Here is a 19,090-nt window from a genome sequence, read left to right as displayed (position 1 = left end):
CCATCAGAGCACCGTCGAGAGGAAGGCCCGGGTGCGGTCGTGCCGCGGGGCGGTGAACACCTCGGCCGGGCTGCCGGCCTCCACGACGGCGCCCTCGTCCATGAAGACGACCCGGTCGGCGACCTCGCGGGCGAAGCCCATCTCGTGGGTGACGACGATCATCGTCATGCCGCTGCGGGCGAGGTCGCGCATCACGCCGAGCACCTCGCCGACCAGCTCCGGGTCGAGCGCGGAGGTGGGCTCGTCGAAGAGCATCAGGGTCGGTTCCATGGCCAGCGCCCGGGCGATCGCCACCCGCTGCTGCTGGCCGCCGGAGAGCTGGGCCGGGTAGTGGTCGGCGCGGTCGGCCAGGCCGACCCGGGCGAGCAGCTCGCGGGCCCGGCGCTCGGCCTCCTGGCGCGGGCGCCCCTTGACCGCGATCGGGCCCTCCATCACGTTCTGCAGCGCGGTGCGGTGCGGGAAGAGGTGGAAGCGCTGGAAGACCATGCCGATCCGCTCGCGCTGGTGGCGGATGTCGCGCGGCCGGCGCTCGCGCAGCCTGCTGCCGGAGGCGCCGTGCGGCTCGTAGCCGACCAGTTCGCCGTCCACCTCGATCCGCCCGGCGTCGATCTTCTCCAGGTGGTTGAAGCAGCGCAGCAGGGTGGACTTGCCGGAGCCGGAGGGGCCGATCACGCAGAGCACCTCCCCCGCCCGGACCTCCAGGTCGATGCCGCGCAGCACCTCCAGCTCCCCGAAGTGCTTGCGCACCTTCCGGGCCGACAGGACCACCTCGGCGGTCGGCTTCGCCGGATCCGTACCCGTCACTTGCCCTCCCCCTTCTTCACGCGCTTCTGTGCTGCGCCGCGCCCCGGCCGCAGGTTGGCCAGCACCCGGCGGTGCAGGGCCGGCGGAGCGCCGGCCGGGTTGAACTTCCGCTCCACCGCGTGCTGGGCGACGCTCGCGATGGTGGTGAGCACCAGGTACCAGAGGGACGCGACGATCAGCAGCGCTATCACCTCGAAGTTGGCGAGGTAGAGGTGCTGGGAGACGGTCATCAGGTCGGCGCCGGCGATGACGGAGACCAGCGAGGTGGTCTTCAGCATCGAGATGAACTGGTTGCCGAACGGCGGGATGATCACCCGCATCGCCTGCGGCAGCACCACCCGGGTGAGGATCTGCCGGTTGGACATGCCGAGCGAGGCGCCGGCCTCGCGCTGCCCGGGGTCGACGCTCTGGATGCCGGCCCGGACGATCTCGGACATGTAGGCGCCCTCGTTGATCGACAGGCCGAGCAGCGCCGCCACGAAGCCGGTGATCAGGGTGTTGGACTGCCAGCTGACCAGCTTGGGCCCGTCGAACGGGATGCCGATGCTGATCTCCGGGAAGAGCAGCGCCAGGTTGAACCAGAAGATCAGCTGGACCAGCAGCGGGGTGCCGCGGAAGAACCAGGTGTACGCCCCGGCGGTGGTCCGCAGCACCGGGCTGTCGGACAGCTGCATCACCGCGACCACCACGCCGATGACGATGCCCACCACCTGGGAGATCAGGGTGAGTTGGACCGTCACCCAGAGCCCTTCCAGGATCACGCCGTCGAACTGGTACCGGGCGACGATGTCCCAGTGCAGGTTGGGGTTGACGATGATCGTCCAGGCCAGCCAGACGGCGACGAAGGCCGCCGCCAGCACGGCGAACCAGCGCGCCGGGCGGGGCCGGCCGGTGACCTCGAAGGCCAGGTCGTCGTCGGCCGCGGTCTCGGCGGTCGGGACCCGGCCGGCCGGTGCGGGCATCGCGGGGTCTCTCATGTCGGTGCTCATCTCGTCGGTGCCGCCGTTCTCACTGCGCCGCGTTGACGGTGGCGCGCTCCACCGCGCTGCCGCCGACCTGGTAGGTGTCCAGCACCTTGCGGTACTCGCCGCTCTCGATCAGCTCCTGGAGCGCCTTCTGCACCGCGTCGCGCAGCCCGGAGTCCTTCTTCGCCACCGCGATGCCCCAGGGCGCCGTCCCGTACTGGTCCGGCAGCACCTCGTAGGAGCCGCTGTTCTGCACGAACATCTGCGCCACCGGGTAGTCCACGATCGTGGCCACGGCCCGCTCACTGTCCAGCTGGAGCAGCCCGGTCGGGGCGTCCTCGCTCTGCGAGATCGTCATCCTGGTGGCGCACTTGGCGTTCTGCTGCTCGCCGATCTCCAGGTTGGAGCTGCCCTTGGCGAGGACCACCTTCTTCCCGCAGAGGTCCTCCAGGGACTTGATGCCCTCGGGGTTGCCCTTCTTCGTCATGATCACGCCGCCGGTGCGGAAGTAGTCGACGAAGTCGACGGCCTGGCGGCGCTGGGCGCTGTCCGTCATGGAGGACATCACCAGGTCGTAGCGGCCGGCCTGGAGGCCGGGGATCAGGCCGTCGAAGGAGGAGTTGGCGAGCTCCAGCTTCAGGCCGAGCCTCCCGGCGACGGCGGCGGCGAGGTCCGGGTCGACCCCGGTCAGCTCGGTGGTGCCGGGCTTGTACATCTCCATCGGCGGGTAGCCGACGGAGGTGGCGACTCTGAGCACGCCGCTCTGCTTGTTCTTCGCCGGGAGCAGCTCGGCGGCGCTCTTCCCGGCGTTCTGCGCGGCCTGGGCCGCGCCGGCGGCCGGGGAGCCGCCCTGGTCGGAGCGCCCGCAGGCGGTGGCGGCCAGGACGACCAGGGACAGTGCGGCCAGACAGCGCAGGGAACGGGGGCGGTTCATCGGCTACTCCCTCGGGCGGTGACGGTGCGCCGATGCTGGCAGCCGGGTCCGGGTGAACGGAAGATGATGAAGCTATTGCTGCCTCACCAACGATTTTTGTACGGCTGACCGCCCTGTCCTGCGGCTTCCGGCCGTACCGGGCCGGCCTGGTCGCCCGGTCAACCGGTCGGCCGGCCGGCCGGTGCGCCGGTCAGCCGGTGAGCCACGGGGCCTCGGGCAACTTGGCGTCCGCCTGCCGGCCCGCGAGCTCGACGGTGGTGGGGGTGCCCAGCCCCGGCATCCGCATCGTCACCCGGCGCAGCCCGCCGTCGCCGTCGACCCAGTAGGTCAGCGGCGAACGGGCGCCGTCGGGCGCGGCCCCCTGGGCGCGCGGACCGGCGAAGCGGTCGTAGCCCTTGCCGTCGATCCGGTCCCGGCCCAGCCAGCGGGCCCCGGACTGGGCGAGCAGCAGCGGGTTGTCGGGGCGGTCCGCGCCGAGCTGGACCAGCAGGTTCAGTCCGGCGTCCAGCGGATCCGCCGTGTAGGTGCGCGGCGACCAGCCCTGGCGCGGGATGCGCTCGGCCTGCTCCCAGGCCGGGGCGTCGGTGGCGGGGGCGGTGCCGGCCTGGTCGGGGGCCAGCCCGAGGCCGCCGGTGTCCCAGACGATCAGGCCGTGGTCCAGCGCCCCGCTCGCGCCGGTGGTCCGGTAGCGGCCGACCCCCCGGTGGTTGCGGTAGTCGACGACCCCGTCGACCCGGATGGTGACGCCCCCGCCCTCCTCGGCGGTGAGCGTCACCGCCACCGGGCTCGCCTGGTAGAGGTTCAGCCGCGACAGGGCGAGCCGGCCGGCCTCGTCGGTGGTCACCGGGCGTTCGACGGCCTCGTCGGAGACCGTCCGGTAGACGGCCACGCCGCCCGCCGCGGCGCCGCACACCACGATCGCGATCAGGGCCTTGAGCCAGTGGGACCGCCGGGGCCCGCGGCCGTCGGCCTTCGTCTTGCGGGGCATGCAGCCGCTCCCTCTCCTCGGTCGGACACGACAGTCGGGCGGGCCCGGGGACCAACGGTCCCACGAACCCGCCCGACTCGGGCCCGGTGCCGGTCTCCCCGCACCGGGCCCGGTACGAACACCCCGTCAGGCCCTATCCGCGCTGGGCGGCCTTGCGCCTGCGGGCCACCAGCACCGTGGCGGTGCCGAGGGCGATCAGCGCCGCCGCGCTGGTCAACACGATCGGCATCCCTTCACCCGCACCGGTGTTGGGCAGGTGCCCGGACGCCGGGGGCGCCGGGGCCGGCGGCACCGGGGCCGCCGTCGTCGGCGCCGGGGTCGGCGTCTCGGTCGGGGTGGGCGTCGGTGTCGGCGTCGGGATCAGCTTGTTGACGGCCGTCACCTCCACACCGGCGTCGAGGTTCGCCGAGGTCAGCTTCAGCGGGCCGAAGACGGTGACCTCCGGCGCCGCGTAGCCGTCCGGCGGGCTCAGCTCCTGCCAGTAGTACGTCCCCGGCACGCCGGTGCCCTGGCAGATGCCGTCGGCGCCGGTCGTGCAGGGCTCACCGACCTTGGTGTCGGGCTTGTCGCCGGTCGGCTGGAGCCCGTCGGTCCCGTTGGTCTCGTGCCACAGCTGGAACTTGGCGCCGGCCAGCGGCTTGCCGTCCTGGTCGTGCTTGACCAGGCGCAGCGCGCCCTCCTGGAGCCGGAAGCCGAAGTCGTAGGTGTGGTCGTTCTCGCCGGGGCCGCCGGTGGTCAGCGCCCGCTCCGGGAACCTGCCGTCCTTCGGAACGATGCCCTTGGAGTCGATGAAGTGGTTGTCACCGACGTCGTGGTCGGTCGGCACCCACTGGAAGAGGGGGCCGTCCTTGGCGTAGTCCGCCGGGTTGTCCAGCTTGATCGTGTACTTGGTCCTCGGCTTGAGGCCGCCGTCGACGTTGCTGTCGTCGAAGTAGTACTCGCCGCGCTTGGTCGTCTTGGTGGTGCCGACGAGCTTCCCCGACTCGTCGTACAGGTGGACGGTGGCACCCGGAACCGGCTTCTGGCCCGGCAGTTGGAGGCCGCTGCGCTCGGGGTCGTACCAGACCCGGTTGCCGATCTGGAGGGGCGCCTGGTCGCAGAGCACCTCCAGGTCGCCCATCGCGGCGCCCTTGCCGAACGGCGGGATGCCCGGGGCCGTGTTGAGCCGCACGCCGCCGTCCGCCTTGCCGTCGCGCTTCTGGAAGGCGCTGCCGTAGCCGTAGGCCTGGCTGTCGCTGTCGTAGCCCGAGGTCACGATGGAGTCCTCGACCTTCGAGAACGCCATCCCGGCGTTGGCCGGGTTGTTGTGGCCGATCCGGGCGTTGTCGAAGAACCGCTGGCCCCGGGCCTTGGACCCGCAGCCCAGGTTGGTGTCCAGCACGTACGTGCCGTTCTCCGGGCAGGCCTTGAGGAGGTCGCCGCCGGGCAGGACCTTGGACATCACGTTGCCCGTCGGGCTGGCCGCCGACTGGTCGCCGAAGCGGTCCCGGAAGGCGAGCAGCATCGAGCCGTCGGTCTCGAAGGCGATCTCGGCGACCGCCGGCTCGGGGTTGGCCAGGTAGCTGGCCCCGCAGGCCTGGCCGTTCTGGGAGGTCGGGAAGGTGTCCTGCCACGGGAACCAGGCGGTGCCCGGGCACGGGCCGCCGACCGTGGTGCCGCGCGGGTAGTCGAGCGGCTGGTTCAGCACGGCCGGCTTGAACGCGCCGGTGGACAGGTCGAACGGCAGCACCACGGCGCGCAGGTCCGTGGCCTTGCCGGTGGACTCGCCCGAGCAGACACCGCCGAGGAAGCCGGTGCCGTCCTGGATGCCGAGGCCGTACGGACGCCAGTCCCCCGGCGCCGGGCAGCCCGGGTCCGGGATGGCGTAGGCGGCCTTGGGCGCGGCCGCCGTCGCCGCGGTGGCGTCGTAGCGGTAGAGCTTGCGGTCGTTCAGGTTGACGACGAAGAGGTCCTTGCCGTCGTCGGTGATCTTGATGCCGCCGAGGCTCTCCTTGCCCACCGGGGCCAGGAAGCCGTCGTCGTTGCCCGGGCCGTGCGGGGTGGTGCCCGCGTCCGGGACGGTGGCGAACAGCGTGGTCTTCTTCGTCGCCCAGTCGGTGACGTAGATCCCGCCGGGGCCGCCGGGGCCGTAGGCGGTGGTCCGCTTGGCCTGGGCCGAGGAGAACACCCGCTTGTCGGCCTTGTTCCAGGCGATGCCGTACAGGTTGCCGGTCTGCCCGGCCGTGGCCACGTCGGTCAGGGTGAAGCCGGTGCCGGCCGTGCCCCGGGACTCGTACGGGAACGACACCAGCGTGTGCTGGGCGGCCCCGTCCTGGGGCGGGTTCTGACAGGTCGACACCAGCGGCGCGTTCTTCTGGCAGTAGTCACCCGGGCTCCAGAGCCCCGTGGTGATCTCCACCTTCTTGCCGCCGGAGAGGTCGACGAACTCCTCGTTGGAGCTCAGCTTGTTCGGCCCGCCGTCCAGACCCTCGCGGGAGGCGAAGGCCGGGTAGAGCACGCCCGGCTTCGGGTTCACCACCTGGACGCGGTACTTGCCGCCGGTCAGCTTGCTCGCGGCCGGCGCCAGCGTCACCGTGCCGTCCGCCGCCGTGGTGCCCTCGATGGAGGCCCCGGCCTCGTCGGTGAGCGTCACTTTCACGCCCGCCATGCCCGATTCCAGCCCGGGCGTCCACACACCGTCGGTGTCCACGGCCCGGATCACGTGGACCGCCACCGTGCCGTCGCCGGTCTGGGGGAAGGCCGGCGGGGCCGCCGCCAGGGACCAGGAACCGGCCAGTACGGCCAGCGTCACCGCGCCGCCCGCGGTGCGAAGGCCCGCGGCGCGGCGGCCGGGTGGACCCGTCCGCCGCCCGCCGGAGCCGCGCGCGGCACCGACGGTTCGATCATTTGTCGTCGTCATCCCTGCTCTCATCATCCAGTTGGGCCTGCCGCCCGACCTCGGGAGCGAGTTCGCGAGTGGCGGAAAGCCGCCATTGTTAACGGGAGCTTAAAGGGACTTCACACAAGTTCGCCGGGAAACAAGGAACTTTGACAGGAGATCAGACGTTACGAGGCCGTCACGGCTGCTCATCCGGCCCCGGCCGTCGAGCCGTTGACCAGCGCCGATCCGCCTGCTGCGGCCCGCCGCCCCCGGCCGTCACCGTACCGCACCGTTGACCGTCGAACACTCTTCCCCCCGGAACCGTCCACACCGGGCCCCGACTCACCCACCCCACCCACAACTTGGGCAACAACCGGCCACCGGCTGGCCCCGCCCCGGGGCGGACTGGCACGATGTCCGAATGCGCATTCTGGTCATCGGCGGCACCCGCTTCATCGGATTCCACTTCGCCGAGGCGGCACTGGCCGCCGGGCACGAGGTCACGGTGGTGCACCGGGGCCGCTCCGGCGCCGGACTCCTCCCGGACGCCACCCACCTGATCGCCGACCGCGACGCCGACCTGTCCGCGCTGCGCGGCCGGCACTGGGACGCCACCGTCGACCTCTGCGCCTACTACCCGCGCCAGGTACGGGAGTTGGCGGCCGCCCTCGACCCCGGCGCCGCCGGGCGCTACCTGCTGGTCTCCTCGCTCTCGGTGTACGACGTCCCGGCCGCCCCGGGCTACGCCGAGGACTCCGCCCTGCTCCCCGCCGACGGCCCGGAGGCCGAGGAGATCACCGCCGAGACCTACGGCGTCCTCAAGGTCCAGTGCGAGCGCGCCGCCCGGCAGGCCTTCGGCCCGGAGACCCTGCTGGTCCGCCCGACGTACGTGATCGGCCCCCGCGACTACACCCACCGCTTCGACTACTGGGTGGAGCGCCTCACCCGGGGCGGCGAGGTGCTCGCCCCGGGCCGGCCGGAAGCGCCGCTCCAGGTGGTCGACGTCCGCGACCTCGCCGCCTGGATGCTCGCCCTGCTGGAGCGGGGCGCCTCCGGCGCCTACCACGCCGCCACTCCCCCGCCGTTCGGCATCGGCGACCTGCTCGACGCCGTCGCCGCGGCGGTCGCCCCGCCCGGCACCACCCTCACCTGGGTGGACGAGGACTTCCTCCGGGCCGCCGGCGTCCAGGAGCGCGCCCTCCCGCTCTGGCCCGCCGACCCGGAGAGCCGCGCCACCAGCACCGCCGACCCGGCGGCCGCCCTCGCCACCGGCCTCGCCCTCCGGCCGGTGGCCGACAGCGCCCGCGACATCCAGCCGTTCGAGCGCGTGCCGGGCACCCTCGACCCCGAGCAGGAAGCCGAACTCCTCGCCGCCTGGCACCAGCGGTAGCGGTAGCGGCGCCGACGCGGAGTCCACCGGCACGGGGCCGACCGCCGCCCCGCGACAGCCGGTCCGGCCCCGGCCCGGACATCTCCCGGGCCGGGGCCCACGCCGCTCGGGCCTCCGCTGGTCGCCACGCCCCTCCCCGTCCCTCCCCGCGCGCCTCAGCCCGCCAGGGGCGGGTTGAGCCGGGCGAACGCCTCCTGCCGCCGGTACGGGAAGTACGGGTACGGCGCGGTGCGGGCGCTCGCCGCGTCCAGCCGGGCCACCTGCTCCTCCGTCAGGGACCAGCCGACCGCGCCGAGGTTCTGGCGCAGCTGCTCCTCGTTGCGGGCGCCGATGATGACCGAGGAGACGGTCGGACGGCGCAGCAGCCAGTTGATCGCCACCTGGGGGACGGTGCGTTCGGTCTCGGCGGCGACCTCGACCAGCGCGTCGACCACCCGGTACAGCAGCTCGTCCTCCACCGGCGGGCCGTAGTCGGCGGTGTCGTGCAGCCGGCTGCCGTCCGGGAGCGGCCGCCCGCGGCGGATCTTCCCCGTGAGCCGCCCCCAGCCGAGCGGGCTCCAGACCAGGGCGCCGACGCCTTCCTCCTGTGCGAGCGGCATCAGTTCCCACTCGTAGTCGCGGCCGACGAGCGAGTAGTAGACCTGGTGGGCGGCGTACCGGGGGCGGCCGTGCCGGTCGGCGAGGGCGAGGGACTTCATCAGCTGCCAGCCGGAGAAGTTGGAGACGCCGGTGTAGCGGATCTTGCCGGCCCGGACCAGGTCCTCCAGGGTGGCGAGCACCTCCTCGATCGGGGTGCCGGCGTCGTAGGCGTGCAGCTGGAACAGGTCCAGGTAGTCGGTGCCGAGGCGGCGCAGCGCGTCGTCGACGCTCCGGACCAGCCGGGCGCGGGAGGTGCCGGCGTCCTGCGGGCCGTCGCCGGTGGGCAGTCCGGCCTTGGTGGAGATCAGCACCTGGTCGCGGCGGCCGCGGATCGCCTGGCCGAGCACCTCCTCGGAGGCACCGTCGGAGTAGACGTCGGCGGTGTCGAAGAGGGTGACTCCGGCGTCGATGGAGATGTCGAGGAGCCGGCGGGCCTCCTGGACGTCGGTGGTGCCCCAGGCGCCGAACAGCGGGCCGCGCCCGCCGAAGGTGCCGGTGCCGAGGCTGAGCGCGGGCACCTTGAGTCCGGACGCGCCGAGCCGGCGGTACTCCATGTCGGTGGCGATGGTCATGGCGGATTTCTCCCCTCGAAGTCCCTAATGGGACCACTGTTCCGTTAGGATGCTCTGAACCTAGCAGACTCCACCCCTCTAATGGAACAGGAATCCCGTTAATGGCCGTCGAGCCCTCCACGCCCGGCACGGTCCGCCCCGGCGGCCGGACCGCCCGGGTCCGCGCCGCCGTCCTGCGCGCCGCCGAGGACGCCCTGGTCGAGCGCGGCTTCAGCGGCCTCGACCTCGGCGACATCGCCCAGCGGGCCGAGGTCGGCCGCACCACCGTCTACCGCCGCTGGGGCAGCACCACCGCGCTGGTCGCCGACCTGCTCGCGGACATGGCCGAGCAGTCGCTGCCGCGCACCGACAGCGGCTCCCTCGCCGGGGACCTCCGGGCCAACGCCCGGCTCGTCCAGCGCACCCTGGCCGACCCCCGGCAGGGCGCGCTGTTCCGCGCCGTCATCGTGGCGGCGACCTGCGACCCGGACGCGGCCGAGGCCCTGCGGCACTTCTACCGGCGCCGGGTCGAGGAGTGGGCGCCGTGCGTCGCCGCGGCCGTCGAGCGCGGCGAACTCCCGCCGGACACCGACGGGTTCGAGGTCGTCCGGGCGGTCTCGGCGCCGCTCTACTACCGGATGCTCACCACCGCCGAGCCGCTGGACGAGGCGGCCGCGGACCGCGCGGCGGAGGCCGCCGAGGCGGCGGCCCGCGCCGGGGCGTACCGGCGCGGGGACCACTAGGAACGCGAACGGCCGCACAGCGCCGAAGCGTTGTGCGGCCGCCGGGCGCGGCGAGGGCCCTGGAAGGCCGGAACGACGCTCCGACATCATCCGACCGACGGCGGGGGCCGCCGGGGGGCTCCCCAGGCGGCCCTCGCCGCGGCCGTGACCTGACGGTTCAGAAGACGGTTTAGAAGAAGCCGTCGTCCTCGTAGTAGTTGTTGACGACCACCTGCGGGTCGTCGTCGAAGGCCTCGTTCAGCAGCGCGCCGCCGACCAGGCCGGCCGCGCCGGCGCCGATCAGCGCGCCGGTGCCGAAGCGCCGTCCGCCCTGGGCCTGCTGGCCGGGCACCTGCGGCGGCTGGCCCTGCTGGACCGGCTGCGGATAGCCCGCCTGCGCCGGGGTGTAGAACGGCGGGACGTTGGTCTGCACCCGCTGGGCGCAGGCCACGCAGGCCTCGATCTGGCGCGGCACGCCCCACTGCGGCGACCAGTACACCGCCGTGGTGCCGGCGCCGTGCGAGGGGTCGAAGAAACACGTCACGGGGTAACTCCCTGGTCCTTGCTGGGTCATCGGAACGGCGGGCGCGGCGGCGGGCAGCACGGCCGGCACCGGGGCCGCGACCGGCGCCGGCGGCGCGGCGGGCGGAGCCACGGGCGGGGCGGGCGGCGCGACCGGCGGCTTCACCGGGGCGGGCGGGGCGGCGGCGGGCGCCGGCTGCAGGACGTCCACCCCGAAGTCGGTGGCGATGCCCGCGAGCCCGTCGGCGTACCCCTGCCCGACCGCCCGGAACTTCCAGTCCGCGCCGTGCCGGTACAGCTCGCCGAACACCATCGCCGTCTCGCTGCCGGCCTCCGACGCCACGTCGTACCGGGCCACCTCGGTGCCGCTGTCCGGGTCGACGACCCGGATGTGGGCGCCGCGGACCTGCCCGAAGGACTGCCGCCGCTGCGCCGCGTCGTAGATCGCCACCGCGAAGACGACCTTCTCCACCCCGGCGGGGACCTCCGCGAGCCGGACCTCGACCTGCTCGCGGTCGGCGCCGCCGCCGGCCCCGCCCAGGTGGCGGACCGAGCCGTCCGGGCTCCGCAGGTTGTTGAAGAAGACGAAGTGCTGGTCCGAGGCGACCTTCCCGTCCGCCCCGCAGAGCAGCGCGCTGGCGTCCAGGTCGTACCCGTCACCGGCCGTCCAGCCCAGGCCCACCCGCACCACCCGCACCCCGGGGGCCTGCTTGCCCAGGGAGACGTTGCCACCCTTCGTCAGGGCCACGCTCATGGAACTTCCTCCACCACCGTACGAGTACCGCTGTTCGACCACGACAACGCTGTAGAACTCGCGGCGGTTCCCGGTCGAACCGCCGGCTTTCCGTCCGGGCCGGAACGCCGTCCCACCAGCGGCGGAACGCCGCCCGAGGGGCCCCCGGCGGCGCCTCCCGGTACCGGGCGGGCCGGTCCGGCGGCCCCCGGACCGGCGTACGGCGCGCCGTGTCGGCACTCTGGCGGGCCGTCAGGTCCGGACCTATTGTCAGCGCACATGACATGTCTACGCCGCACCGCCGGACTGGCCGCCGCGCTCGCCGGAACCCTCGTCGCCCTGCTGGCCCCGGCCGCCGCCCAGGCCGCCCCGGCCGGCTGCCGCACCTCCGCCACGGTGCCGCTGGACGCCGAGCAGGCCCGCCTCCAGGACGCCCGCACGGCCGGCTTCACCGAGCGCTCCGGCCTGGGCGAGCTGCTCGGCGGCTTCCCCTCCGCGCTGTGCGCCGCCCGCAACGCCCGGCAGGCCGAGCGGGTGGCCGACACCTGGGGCCGGACGCTCTGGCAGGCGGGCGTGGACCGCGCCCAGGGCCGGCGGCCGAGCGGCGAACTGCCCGCCCGGGACGACCGCCCGCTGTACTGGACCAGGCTCGCCATGACCGTCCAGCTCGCCCGCTGGCAGCCCCGGTTCGACGTCGACCACGCCGCGCTGCGGGCCCGTTTCGAGGACGCCTCGCGCGGCCTGGACGACGGTTTCAGCGCCGCCCCCGGCGTCCGGCGGATCTTCGTCAGCGGCTTCGACCCGTTCGGCCTGGACGCCGAGGCGCGCCGCGCCAACCCCTCCGGGTCCGCCGTCCTGCAACTGCACGGGCAGCGGATCACCCTCGCCGACGGCAGCGCCGCCGAGGTCCGGGCGGTCGTCCTGCCGGTGCGCTACGGGGACTTCGACAAGGGCATCGTGGAGCGCGCCTTCACCCCGCACCTGCGGCCGGGCCGGCAGTCCGCCGACCTGATCACCAGCATCAGCCAGGGCTACCCGGGCAAGTTCACCCTGGAGGAGTGGGCCGGGCGCGCCCGCTCCGCCGACCCGGCCACCGACAACGTGGCCGCGCTCTCCGGCGGCACCTCCCAGCACCCGGTGGACGCCCCGGGGCTGGCCCCCGGGCCGCAGTTCGTCCGCACCACCCTGCCGACCGACGCCATGCGGGCCGTCCAGCAGCCCTTCCCGGTGCTGCTCGACACCTTCGTCACCGAGATCCCGGCGGGCGCCACCGGGCCGGTCTTCCGGCCGGACGGCCCCACCCCCGGCTCCCGCGCGGTCTCCGGTGGCGGCGGCGGGTACCTCTCCAACGAGGTCGCCTACCGCTCCAACCGGCTGCGCCTGTTCCTCGCCCCGGACCTCCCCGGCGGCCATCTGCACACCCCGGTCCTGAACGGCCTGCCGGCCGACCCGGACCGGCTCACCGCACCGGAGTTCGAGCAGAACGAGGCCGCGATCGGCGACGAGGTCCGCGCGATCCTGAGCGCCGCCAGGCTCTGACGGACCGTCCGGGCACGCCCCGGGGACGGTCCGGGGCGGCCCGGGGGGCGCCCGCTACGCCGGGTCGGCGAAGCGGGTGCCCGCCGCGCGGGCCCGCGACTCGGCGATCTCCGCGTAGGCGGCGTCGCGGCCCGCCCAGTGCGAGCCCTCGACGGACTTGCCGCGCTCCAGGTCCTTGTACACCTGGAAGAAGTGGGTGATCTCCAGCAGGTCGAACTCGCGCAGGTCGCCGATGTCCCGCAGGTCGGCGTAGCGCGGGTCGTGGGCCGGGACGCAGAGCACCTTCTGGTCCGGGCCGCGTTCGTCGCGCATCACCCACACGCCCACCGCCCGGCAGGTGAGCACGCAGCCGGGGACGGCCGGCTCGCCGCCGAGCACCAGGGCGTCCAGCGGCTCGCCGTCGCCGCCGAGGGTGCCCTCGACGTAGCCGTAGTCGGCGGGGTAGGCGGTGGCCGTGAAGAGGGTGCGGTCCAGCCGGATCCGGCCCGCCACGAAGTCCATCACGTACTTGTTCCGCGACCCCTGCGGGGTCTCGATCATGACCTCGAACTCCACCGCTGGCCTCCTCCTCGGCTCCTGGGGGGATTGTCCGCCGTCCGGACGGCCACCGGAAGCACCCCCGCCGTCGAGCCGCCCCCGCGCCGCCCGAGGCCCGTGCGCACGCCGGTGCCCGTGCGCCAGGTCTCGATTGTGCGGCGGAAGTGACGGCCCGACAATTCTTCGTCCACGATTCCTCTACGGTGACGCCTGCAACAGCCGTCACCATGCAAGAGGGGGCACGCCCATGTCCCGGAGCCGGAAGCTCCACCGCCTCAGCAACCCCGACGCCGACGAACGCCGCGCCCAGCGCGCGCTCTTCCGTCACCTCCGCGACGACACCAACGCCAACCGCGGCCGGATGGCCCGGCGCGTCCGCGAACTCCAGCTCCTGCTGGCGATGGACCCGGTCGAGTTCGAAGGCCTCATCGCCCGGCTGATGGAGGCGATGGGCATGAAGGTCGAGCTCACCGCCCGGTCCCGGGACGGCGGGGTGGACGTCCGCGGCATCGACCCCGACCCGTTCCGCGGCGGCAACGTCATCGTGCAGGTGAAGCGGTACCGGGACACGGTGGCGCCCACCGCGGTGCGGGACCTGTACGGGACGCTGCGGCACGACCAGGCCGCGACCAAGGCCGTCCTGGTCACCACCAGCAGGTTCGGCCCCAGCTCGCACCAGTTCGTCGCGGGCAAGCCGATCACCCTGCTGAACGGCTCCGAGCTGGTCGGTCTGCTCAAGCACCACGGCTTCCACGAGGTCTTCGCGGCCGTCCAGGACGAGGCCTCCGCCGAGGCCGGCGCCCTGGACGGACTGCCCGCGATCGAGGTGGCCGCCGAGCCCTCCCGGCTGCTCCTGCACTGGACCGGGGAGGAGGAGTACGACATCGCCGCCCTGGTCTGCCGGGGCAACGTGGCGCTCTCCGACGACCACCTGGTGTTCTACAACAACGGCTCCACGCCGGACGGTTCGGTGCGGCTGGTGACCGGCTACGGCGACGCGAACGCCTGCCTGATGGTCGACTTCGACGCGCTGCCCGCCGACGTCGACCGGCTGGTGGTCATCGCCGCCGCCGACACCGAGAACCACCCCGGGGCCACCATGGGCGGGTTCGCCGGGCCCGCGCTGATCCTGGAGGCCGGCGCCGGACAGGACGCGGCCGTGGTGCACCTGGCGGACGGCGCGGAGACCAACACCGCGATGCGGCTCGGCCGGTTCGACCGCGAGCCCTCCGGGGACTGGGAGTTCACCCCGGCCCTCGCCGGGTACCCGGGCGGGCTGCGGCAGGCCGTGACCGCGTACGGCCTGGAGGTCGTGGACGCCTGACCCGGCGCGACACGACGTGAGGTGAGGTGCCGACGTGGGGCACCCGGCCGAGACCGGGTGCCCCGCGTCGCACCCCTCAGCGCACGACGGGCAGCTCCAGCGCCGAGCCGCGGTCGCCGCCCCAGCCGATCCGGTAGCCCGCCTTCCCGTCGGCCGGGAGCAGCTGGAAGGAGTCGGGGTTGGCGGCCGCGACGGTGAGCCGGATCCGCTCACCGGCCCGGAACAGCACCGAGACGGGCTGGAGGTCGATGGTGACGCGCTGCGCGCGGCCCTGCGGGAAGTCCTCGGCGTCCTCGGCCGCGTAGCTGCGCGGCGTGCGCAGCCGGCGCCAGTCGGGATTGTCCGAGCGGTCCGCCACCGCCCGGTCGGCCAGCGAGAGTTGACCCTCCGTCAGATAGGTGACCCGGCCGTCCGGCGCGACGTCCTCCAGGTAGACGTGCAGGGCGCCGCGGGCCGAGCCCGCCAGGCCGGTGACGTCGAGGGTGACCTTGCCGTTGCCGGTGACCCGGGTGTCGGCGCCCAGCGGTGCGGTGGTGTAGCCGAGCAGCTTGGCGTCGACGGCGGCGCGGTCGGGGTAACTGACCTCGTCGCCGCTGAGGTTGGTGTTCCAGCGGTCCAGCGGGCCGGTGCCCGCGGTCGGGTCGAGGAGCAGCTGGTCGGAGCCGCCGCGGCGGTCGTCCGCCCCGTCGACGGACGAAGGGCCGGTGGGCGGGTGGTCGGTGAGCGAGCGGCCCGCGCCGAGGTCGAACCGCCGGGTGCGGGTGCCGGGCACCGGCCAGCGGGTGGTGGTGCGCCAGACGCCCTCGTTGAAGGTGTAGTAGTGCACCCGCCGGGTGCCGTCGGGGTGGGCGTCGCCGCGGACGTAGCGGTCGAAGAAGTCGAGCACCCGCTGGTCGTTCTCCTGGTGCTCCTGCCCGGTGAGCGGGCGGGCGGGCTGGAACGGGTCGGCGAACCAGCCGGCGCCGTGGTTCCACGGGCCGATCCAGTCGTCCTGGGTGTTGGACAGGCCGGTGAACTGGGAGAGCACCCCGTTGGCGGTGCCCGCGTCGAGCCAGCCGGCCCTGGTCAGGACCGGCACCCCGCCGGCCTCGACGGCGTCGGTCCGCTCGCCGACGCTGCCGACCGTCCAGCTCTTCGGCCCGTCCCGGTAGTCACGGTGGACGCCGGAGTGCGCCATCTCGACCAGGTTGGCGTTGTTCGCGTGCTCGGCGCGCGCGGCGGCGAGCAGGGCGGGGCCGTCGGGCCCGTCGACCGGCCGGGGCTGGAGGCCGGTGAGGCCGATGCGCGCGCAGAGCTGCCGGGTGTCCTCGTCCGTCTCGCAGGTGGTGCCGCCGGCCTGGTCGAGGATGCGCAGCAGCAGCGCGTACGGGGCGACCCGGGGTTCGATGAGCAGGCCGCCGGGGCGCACCAGGTCCTCGTAGGGGTCAAAGTCGTAGGAGATCGGGGCGGCGGCGGTGATGTGATGGTTGCCGAGGGAGGTGGCGAGCATCGCGGTGTCGCCGCCGTAGGAGATGCCGGTGGTGCCGATCCGGCCGTTGGACCAGGGCTGGGCGGCGATCCAGTCGCTGAGCGGGCCGCTGTCGGCGGTCACGTCGGCGCCGAGTTCGGAGGTGAGGGTGCCGAAGGAGGCGCCGGTGCCGCGCAGGTCGGCGACCACGTAGGCGTAGCCGCGGGCGGTCCACCGCTCGGCCTCGCCACTGGTGCCGCCGGGTTGGCCGGCCTTGACCCTGGCCCGCCAGTAGCGCTGGGTGACCAGGACGGTGGGCAGGTCGGCGCCGGCCCGGGTGCCCTCGGGCAGGTAGACGTCGACGGCGAGGCGGACCCCGTCCGGCATGGTCACGTAGCGCGACCGCAGATGCGGCTCGGCGGGCCCGGACGGCCCGGCGGCGGCCGCCGGGGCGACCGAGAGCCCGAGCACGGCCGCGGCGGCGACCAGCGCCGCCAGCGGGCGGCGCAGCACTCCCCGCCTCATCGGACGGTCGCCTTCCAGGGGTCTTCCTCCGGGCGTGCCTCGGCCCCGACCGGGATGGTCACCACCGCGGTGTCCGTATCCCCCGTGTCCGTGGTGCGGAAGGGCTGTTGCCCTGGCTGAGTACTCATACGACGACCTGGCCTCTCTCCTGCGAGCGAGTAGCGTGGTCTCGTCCCCCACCGCCGATGGGACCACGGGCGCCGGGCCGTCCGCCAGAGCGCGCTACCCTGAGACGACCCCGATCCGGCCCTGGCCCTCCCCGGACCCGTGGACCTCCCCGAACTCCCCGACCGGCCCAGGCTCCTGGCCCGGTCCGCCGGCCCGGCCTGGCCCGAAGTCGCGCACCGCCTCGGCGACGATCGCCTCCAGCCGGGCGTGGTGGGCGCCGCGCCAGTAGGCCTGGCCGCAGTCCTCGCACTGGGCGAAGGCGTCGTACGAGCGCTCGGTGCCGTCCCGCAGCTGCTCGCGCACCGAGGTCTTGGTAGCCGGGTGCAGCCTGCCGTTGCAGGCGGTGCAGCGGCTCCACGGGGTGAGCGGCGGAGCGAAGCGGGAGAGCACGTCGCGCAGTTGCTCGGCGGGGCGGTGGCTGTAGACGTAGGCGCCGGCCCACAGTTCGCGGCGGCGCAGCAGGCCGCGGTCGCGGGAGAGCATGATCCGCTGCTCGGCGGCCGAGCGGGCGGCCAGGGCGGCGTCGCCGATGTCGGGGTTCTCGTACGCGGCGTCCACGCCGAGCAGGCGCAGCCGGCGGGCGAGGGTGCCGAGGTGGACGTCCAGCAGGAAGCGCGCCGGGACGGGCGAGGGCTGCGGCCTGGCCACGGCCCGGACGGTGATCTCCTCGCCGTCGGCCGGGACGTGGCTGTCGGGCACCGCCCGGCCGTCCACCAGCAGGGCGCCGACCTCGGTGAGCGGCACCCCCAGGGACTCGACGACGTGGCCGAGGGTGGAGGCGCCGTCGGTGCGCAGCGCGGTACGGCCGGCCCGCCGGGGCGCGGAGACGAAGAGGTGCAGCTCGGGGGCGAAGTCGAGCTGGATCTGGGGTCGGTCCACGCGGCCAGCATGCCAGCGGGCGGCGGCCCGGGGCCACCGGGTTTCCGGCCCGGTCCGGTCCGGTCCCGTTGGACGCTCCCCGGGCCGCCTTGGGGGTTCCCGTCCCGTACGGTCAGGCCCCCGGCGCCGCTCCCGCCACCACCGGGGGCGCCGGCGGTGACACCGCGTGACCGCGGTCCCGGGCCGCCCAGCGGGCGACCGGCCCCATCGCGTACCCCGCCGCGAGGAACACCCCGCCCAGGACCAGCCAGCCGGCCAGGCCCCCCTCCAGCAGCAGCGCGGTGAGCAGCAGCGGTCCGAGGGTGCGGGCGACGGCGACGCCGGTGCCGAAGAAGCCCTGGTACTGGCCGATCCGCCCGGGCGGGGCGAGGTCGAAGGCGATCTGCCAGCTGCCGGCCGACTGCCGCATCTCCCCGGCCACCTGCAGGACGGAGGCGGCGACCAGCAGCGCGCCGACCGCCCAGACCGGCACGTCCAGCGCGGACAGCCCGAACACGGCGCAGGAGCCGAGCAGCAGCAGCCCGGCGGAGCGGACCGCCCGGGCGGCCGGTTCCAGTCCGGTGATGCCGCGGGCCGCCCGGACCTGGAAGGCCAGCACCGCGAGGGTGTTGAGCACGAACAGCGCCGAGCCGAGCCAGCCGATCCCGGGGGCGCGCGCGGCGATCCAGAGCGGGATGATCAGGCTGAGCAGCGGCATCCGCAGCAGCAGGACGGCGTTGACCGCGGTGACGGCGGCGTACCGGCGGTCGCGCAGCACGGCCAGGCGCGGCCCGGCGTCCGACGGCCCGGTCGCGGGCGGGGCTTCGGGCAGCCGCCGCAGGACCAGCGCGCCGATCAGGAAGCCGAGCGCGGTGACGGCGAAGGCGGCCAGGTAGGCGGCGCGGGTGCCGACGCTGAGCGCGATGCCGCCGATCGCCGCGCCGACGGCCAGTCCGCCGTTGAGGGTCGACTGGATGTGGGCGAGCAGCGCGGTCCGCTGCGCGGGCGGCACCAGGGCGGCGACCAGCGCCTGCCGGGCGGCGGTCAGGCCGGACTGCGCGGTGGCGTAGAGGCAGACCGCGAGCAGGAACAGCGGGTAGGAGCGGATCACCAGGAAGGCGGCGACCACGGCCGCCGTGCCGAGCGCGAGCGCCATCGAGGTGCGGCGCGGGCCCCGCTGGTCGGCGAGGTGTCCGAGCGGGACGCCGGCGAGGGAGCCGAGCGCCCAGGCGAGGGTGAGGCCGAGCCCGAGGGCGGTCGGGGACATCCCGACCACCCGGGTGAAGTAGAGGGCGGAGCAGGTGTAGTACGCGCCGTCGCCCACGGCGGCGGCCAACTGGGCGGCCGCGAGGGTCCGCTGGGGCCCGGCGGGCGGCAGGGCGCCCCAACGGGCGGTTCGGTCGGACGGCATGCCCCTCCTTCACTCGTTCGCGGGCGCCACCGGCCGGAGGCGTCCGGGCGGTCGCCCGCACGCGCCCCCAGGGCCGTCAACGCCCCGCGGCCGTAAACGCCTCACGGACCGTCACCCTTGTTCGCGGCCCCCGGACGGGCGGCGCGCGGAGTCGGTCCTCGCAACCGCCGGTT

14 protein-coding genes and 1 pseudogene are annotated in these 19,090 nt (G+C 74.4%); 4 read left to right on the top strand and 11 right to left on the bottom strand.

The window, feature by feature from the left end; translation table 11 throughout:
* Positions 1-3: 3 nt before the first annotated feature.
* The 5 genes from ACFVXH_RS33510 to ACFVXH_RS33490 all read right to left on the bottom strand — a co-directional run bounded on the left by ACFVXH_RS33510 (position 4) and on the right by ACFVXH_RS33490 (position 6,482).
* On the bottom strand, positions 4-804 hold the full coding sequence (locus tag ACFVXH_RS33510) for an amino acid ABC transporter ATP-binding protein (RefSeq protein WP_107418955.1): 801 nt from the start codon (positions 802-804) through the stop codon (positions 4-6).
* Positions 801-1,781: an amino acid ABC transporter permease gene (locus ACFVXH_RS33505; RefSeq protein WP_234348503.1), complete on the bottom strand. Its 981-nt coding sequence runs from the start codon at positions 1,779-1,781 to the stop codon at positions 801-803. Before ACFVXH_RS33505 ends, ACFVXH_RS33510 begins: the two co-directional genes overlap by 4 nt.
* A 31-nt stretch (positions 1,782-1,812) precedes the next feature.
* Positions 1,813-2,703: an ABC transporter substrate-binding protein gene (locus tag ACFVXH_RS33500; RefSeq protein WP_387829621.1), complete on the bottom strand. Its 891-nt coding sequence runs from the start codon at positions 2,701-2,703 to the stop codon at positions 1,813-1,815.
* A gap of 190 nt (positions 2,704-2,893) precedes the next feature.
* On the bottom strand, positions 2,894-3,691 hold the full coding sequence (locus tag ACFVXH_RS33495; RefSeq protein WP_074005754.1) for a hypothetical protein: 798 nt from the start codon (positions 3,689-3,691) through the stop codon (positions 2,894-2,896).
* A 133-nt stretch (positions 3,692-3,824) separates the two neighbouring features.
* Positions 3,825-6,482 (bottom strand): SdrD B-like domain-containing protein, encoded by a 2,658-nt coding sequence (locus ACFVXH_RS33490; RefSeq protein WP_387829619.1) that lies wholly within the window; start codon positions 6,480-6,482, stop codon positions 3,825-3,827.
* A 490-nt stretch (positions 6,483-6,972) separates the two neighbouring features.
* On the opposite strand from ACFVXH_RS33490, the gene ACFVXH_RS33485 reads away from it, so the two are divergent.
* Entirely contained in the window at positions 6,973-7,941 is a 969-nt protein-coding gene (locus ACFVXH_RS33485) for an NAD-dependent epimerase/dehydratase family protein (protein ID WP_387829617.1), read from the top strand.
* Between the two features lie 155 nt (positions 7,942-8,096).
* Here ACFVXH_RS33485 and ACFVXH_RS33480 read toward each other — a convergent pair whose 3' ends face one another.
* Positions 8,097-9,134 (bottom strand): aldo/keto reductase, encoded by a 1,038-nt coding sequence (locus ACFVXH_RS33480; protein WP_387829691.1) that lies wholly within the window; start codon positions 9,132-9,134, stop codon positions 8,097-8,099.
* A gap of 119 nt (positions 9,135-9,253) precedes the next feature.
* On the opposite strand from ACFVXH_RS33480, the gene ACFVXH_RS33475 reads away from it, so the two are divergent.
* On the top strand, positions 9,254-9,874 hold the full coding sequence (locus ACFVXH_RS33475) for a TetR/AcrR family transcriptional regulator (RefSeq protein ID WP_387829615.1): 621 nt from the start codon (positions 9,254-9,256) through the stop codon (positions 9,872-9,874).
* A gap of 703 nt (positions 9,875-10,577) precedes the next feature.
* Here ACFVXH_RS33475 and ACFVXH_RS33470 read toward each other — a convergent pair.
* Positions 10,578-11,129: pseudogene (locus ACFVXH_RS33470) on the bottom strand (TerD family protein); the annotation flags it as partial.
* A gap of 258 nt (positions 11,130-11,387) precedes the next feature.
* On the opposite strand from ACFVXH_RS33470, the gene ACFVXH_RS33465 reads away from it, so the two are divergent.
* A complete protein-coding gene (locus ACFVXH_RS33465; RefSeq protein ID WP_387829613.1) occupies positions 11,388-12,647 on the top strand; it encodes a pyroglutamyl peptidase in 1,260 nt (419 codons plus the stop codon).
* Positions 12,648-12,701: 54 nt separating this feature from the next.
* Here the strand turns inward: ACFVXH_RS33465 and ACFVXH_RS33460 are convergent, their stop codons facing one another.
* Entirely contained in the window at positions 12,702-13,202 is a 501-nt protein-coding gene (locus ACFVXH_RS33460; RefSeq protein WP_049652137.1) for an inorganic diphosphatase, read from the bottom strand.
* A gap of 229 nt (positions 13,203-13,431) precedes the next feature.
* On the opposite strand from ACFVXH_RS33460, the gene ACFVXH_RS33455 reads away from it, so the two are divergent.
* The gene (locus ACFVXH_RS33455; RefSeq protein ID WP_049652136.1) at positions 13,432-14,508 is read left to right on the top strand and encodes a restriction endonuclease; all 1,077 of its coding nucleotides are present in this window, start codon (positions 13,432-13,434) and stop codon (positions 14,506-14,508) included.
* A 76-nt stretch (positions 14,509-14,584) separates the two neighbouring features.
* Here the strand turns inward: ACFVXH_RS33455 and ACFVXH_RS33450 are convergent, their stop codons facing one another.
* From ACFVXH_RS33450 to ACFVXH_RS33440, 3 genes are all read right to left on the bottom strand, one after another.
* Positions 14,585-16,480: a CocE/NonD family hydrolase gene (locus ACFVXH_RS33450; protein ID WP_387829610.1), complete on the bottom strand. Its 1,896-nt coding sequence runs from the start codon at positions 16,478-16,480 to the stop codon at positions 14,585-14,587.
* Between the two features lie 222 nt (positions 16,481-16,702).
* The gene (locus tag ACFVXH_RS33445) at positions 16,703-17,527 is read right to left on the bottom strand and encodes a Mut7-C RNAse domain-containing protein (protein ID WP_387829608.1); all 825 of its coding nucleotides are present in this window, start codon (positions 17,525-17,527) and stop codon (positions 16,703-16,705) included.
* Positions 17,528-17,639: 112 nt separating this feature from the next.
* On the bottom strand, positions 17,640-18,917 hold the full coding sequence (locus ACFVXH_RS33440) for an MFS transporter (RefSeq protein ID WP_074005760.1): 1,278 nt from the start codon (positions 18,915-18,917) through the stop codon (positions 17,640-17,642).
* Positions 18,918-19,090: the final 173 nt, after the last annotated feature.

The sequence above is a fragment of the Kitasatospora sp. NPDC058184 genome (genome assembly GCF_042883725.1).
Taxonomy (GTDB): Bacteria; Actinomycetota; Actinomycetes; order Streptomycetales; family Streptomycetaceae; genus Kitasatospora.
Note: the sequence above shows the minus strand (reverse complement) of the source record. Positions and strands in the feature narration are given on the sequence as shown.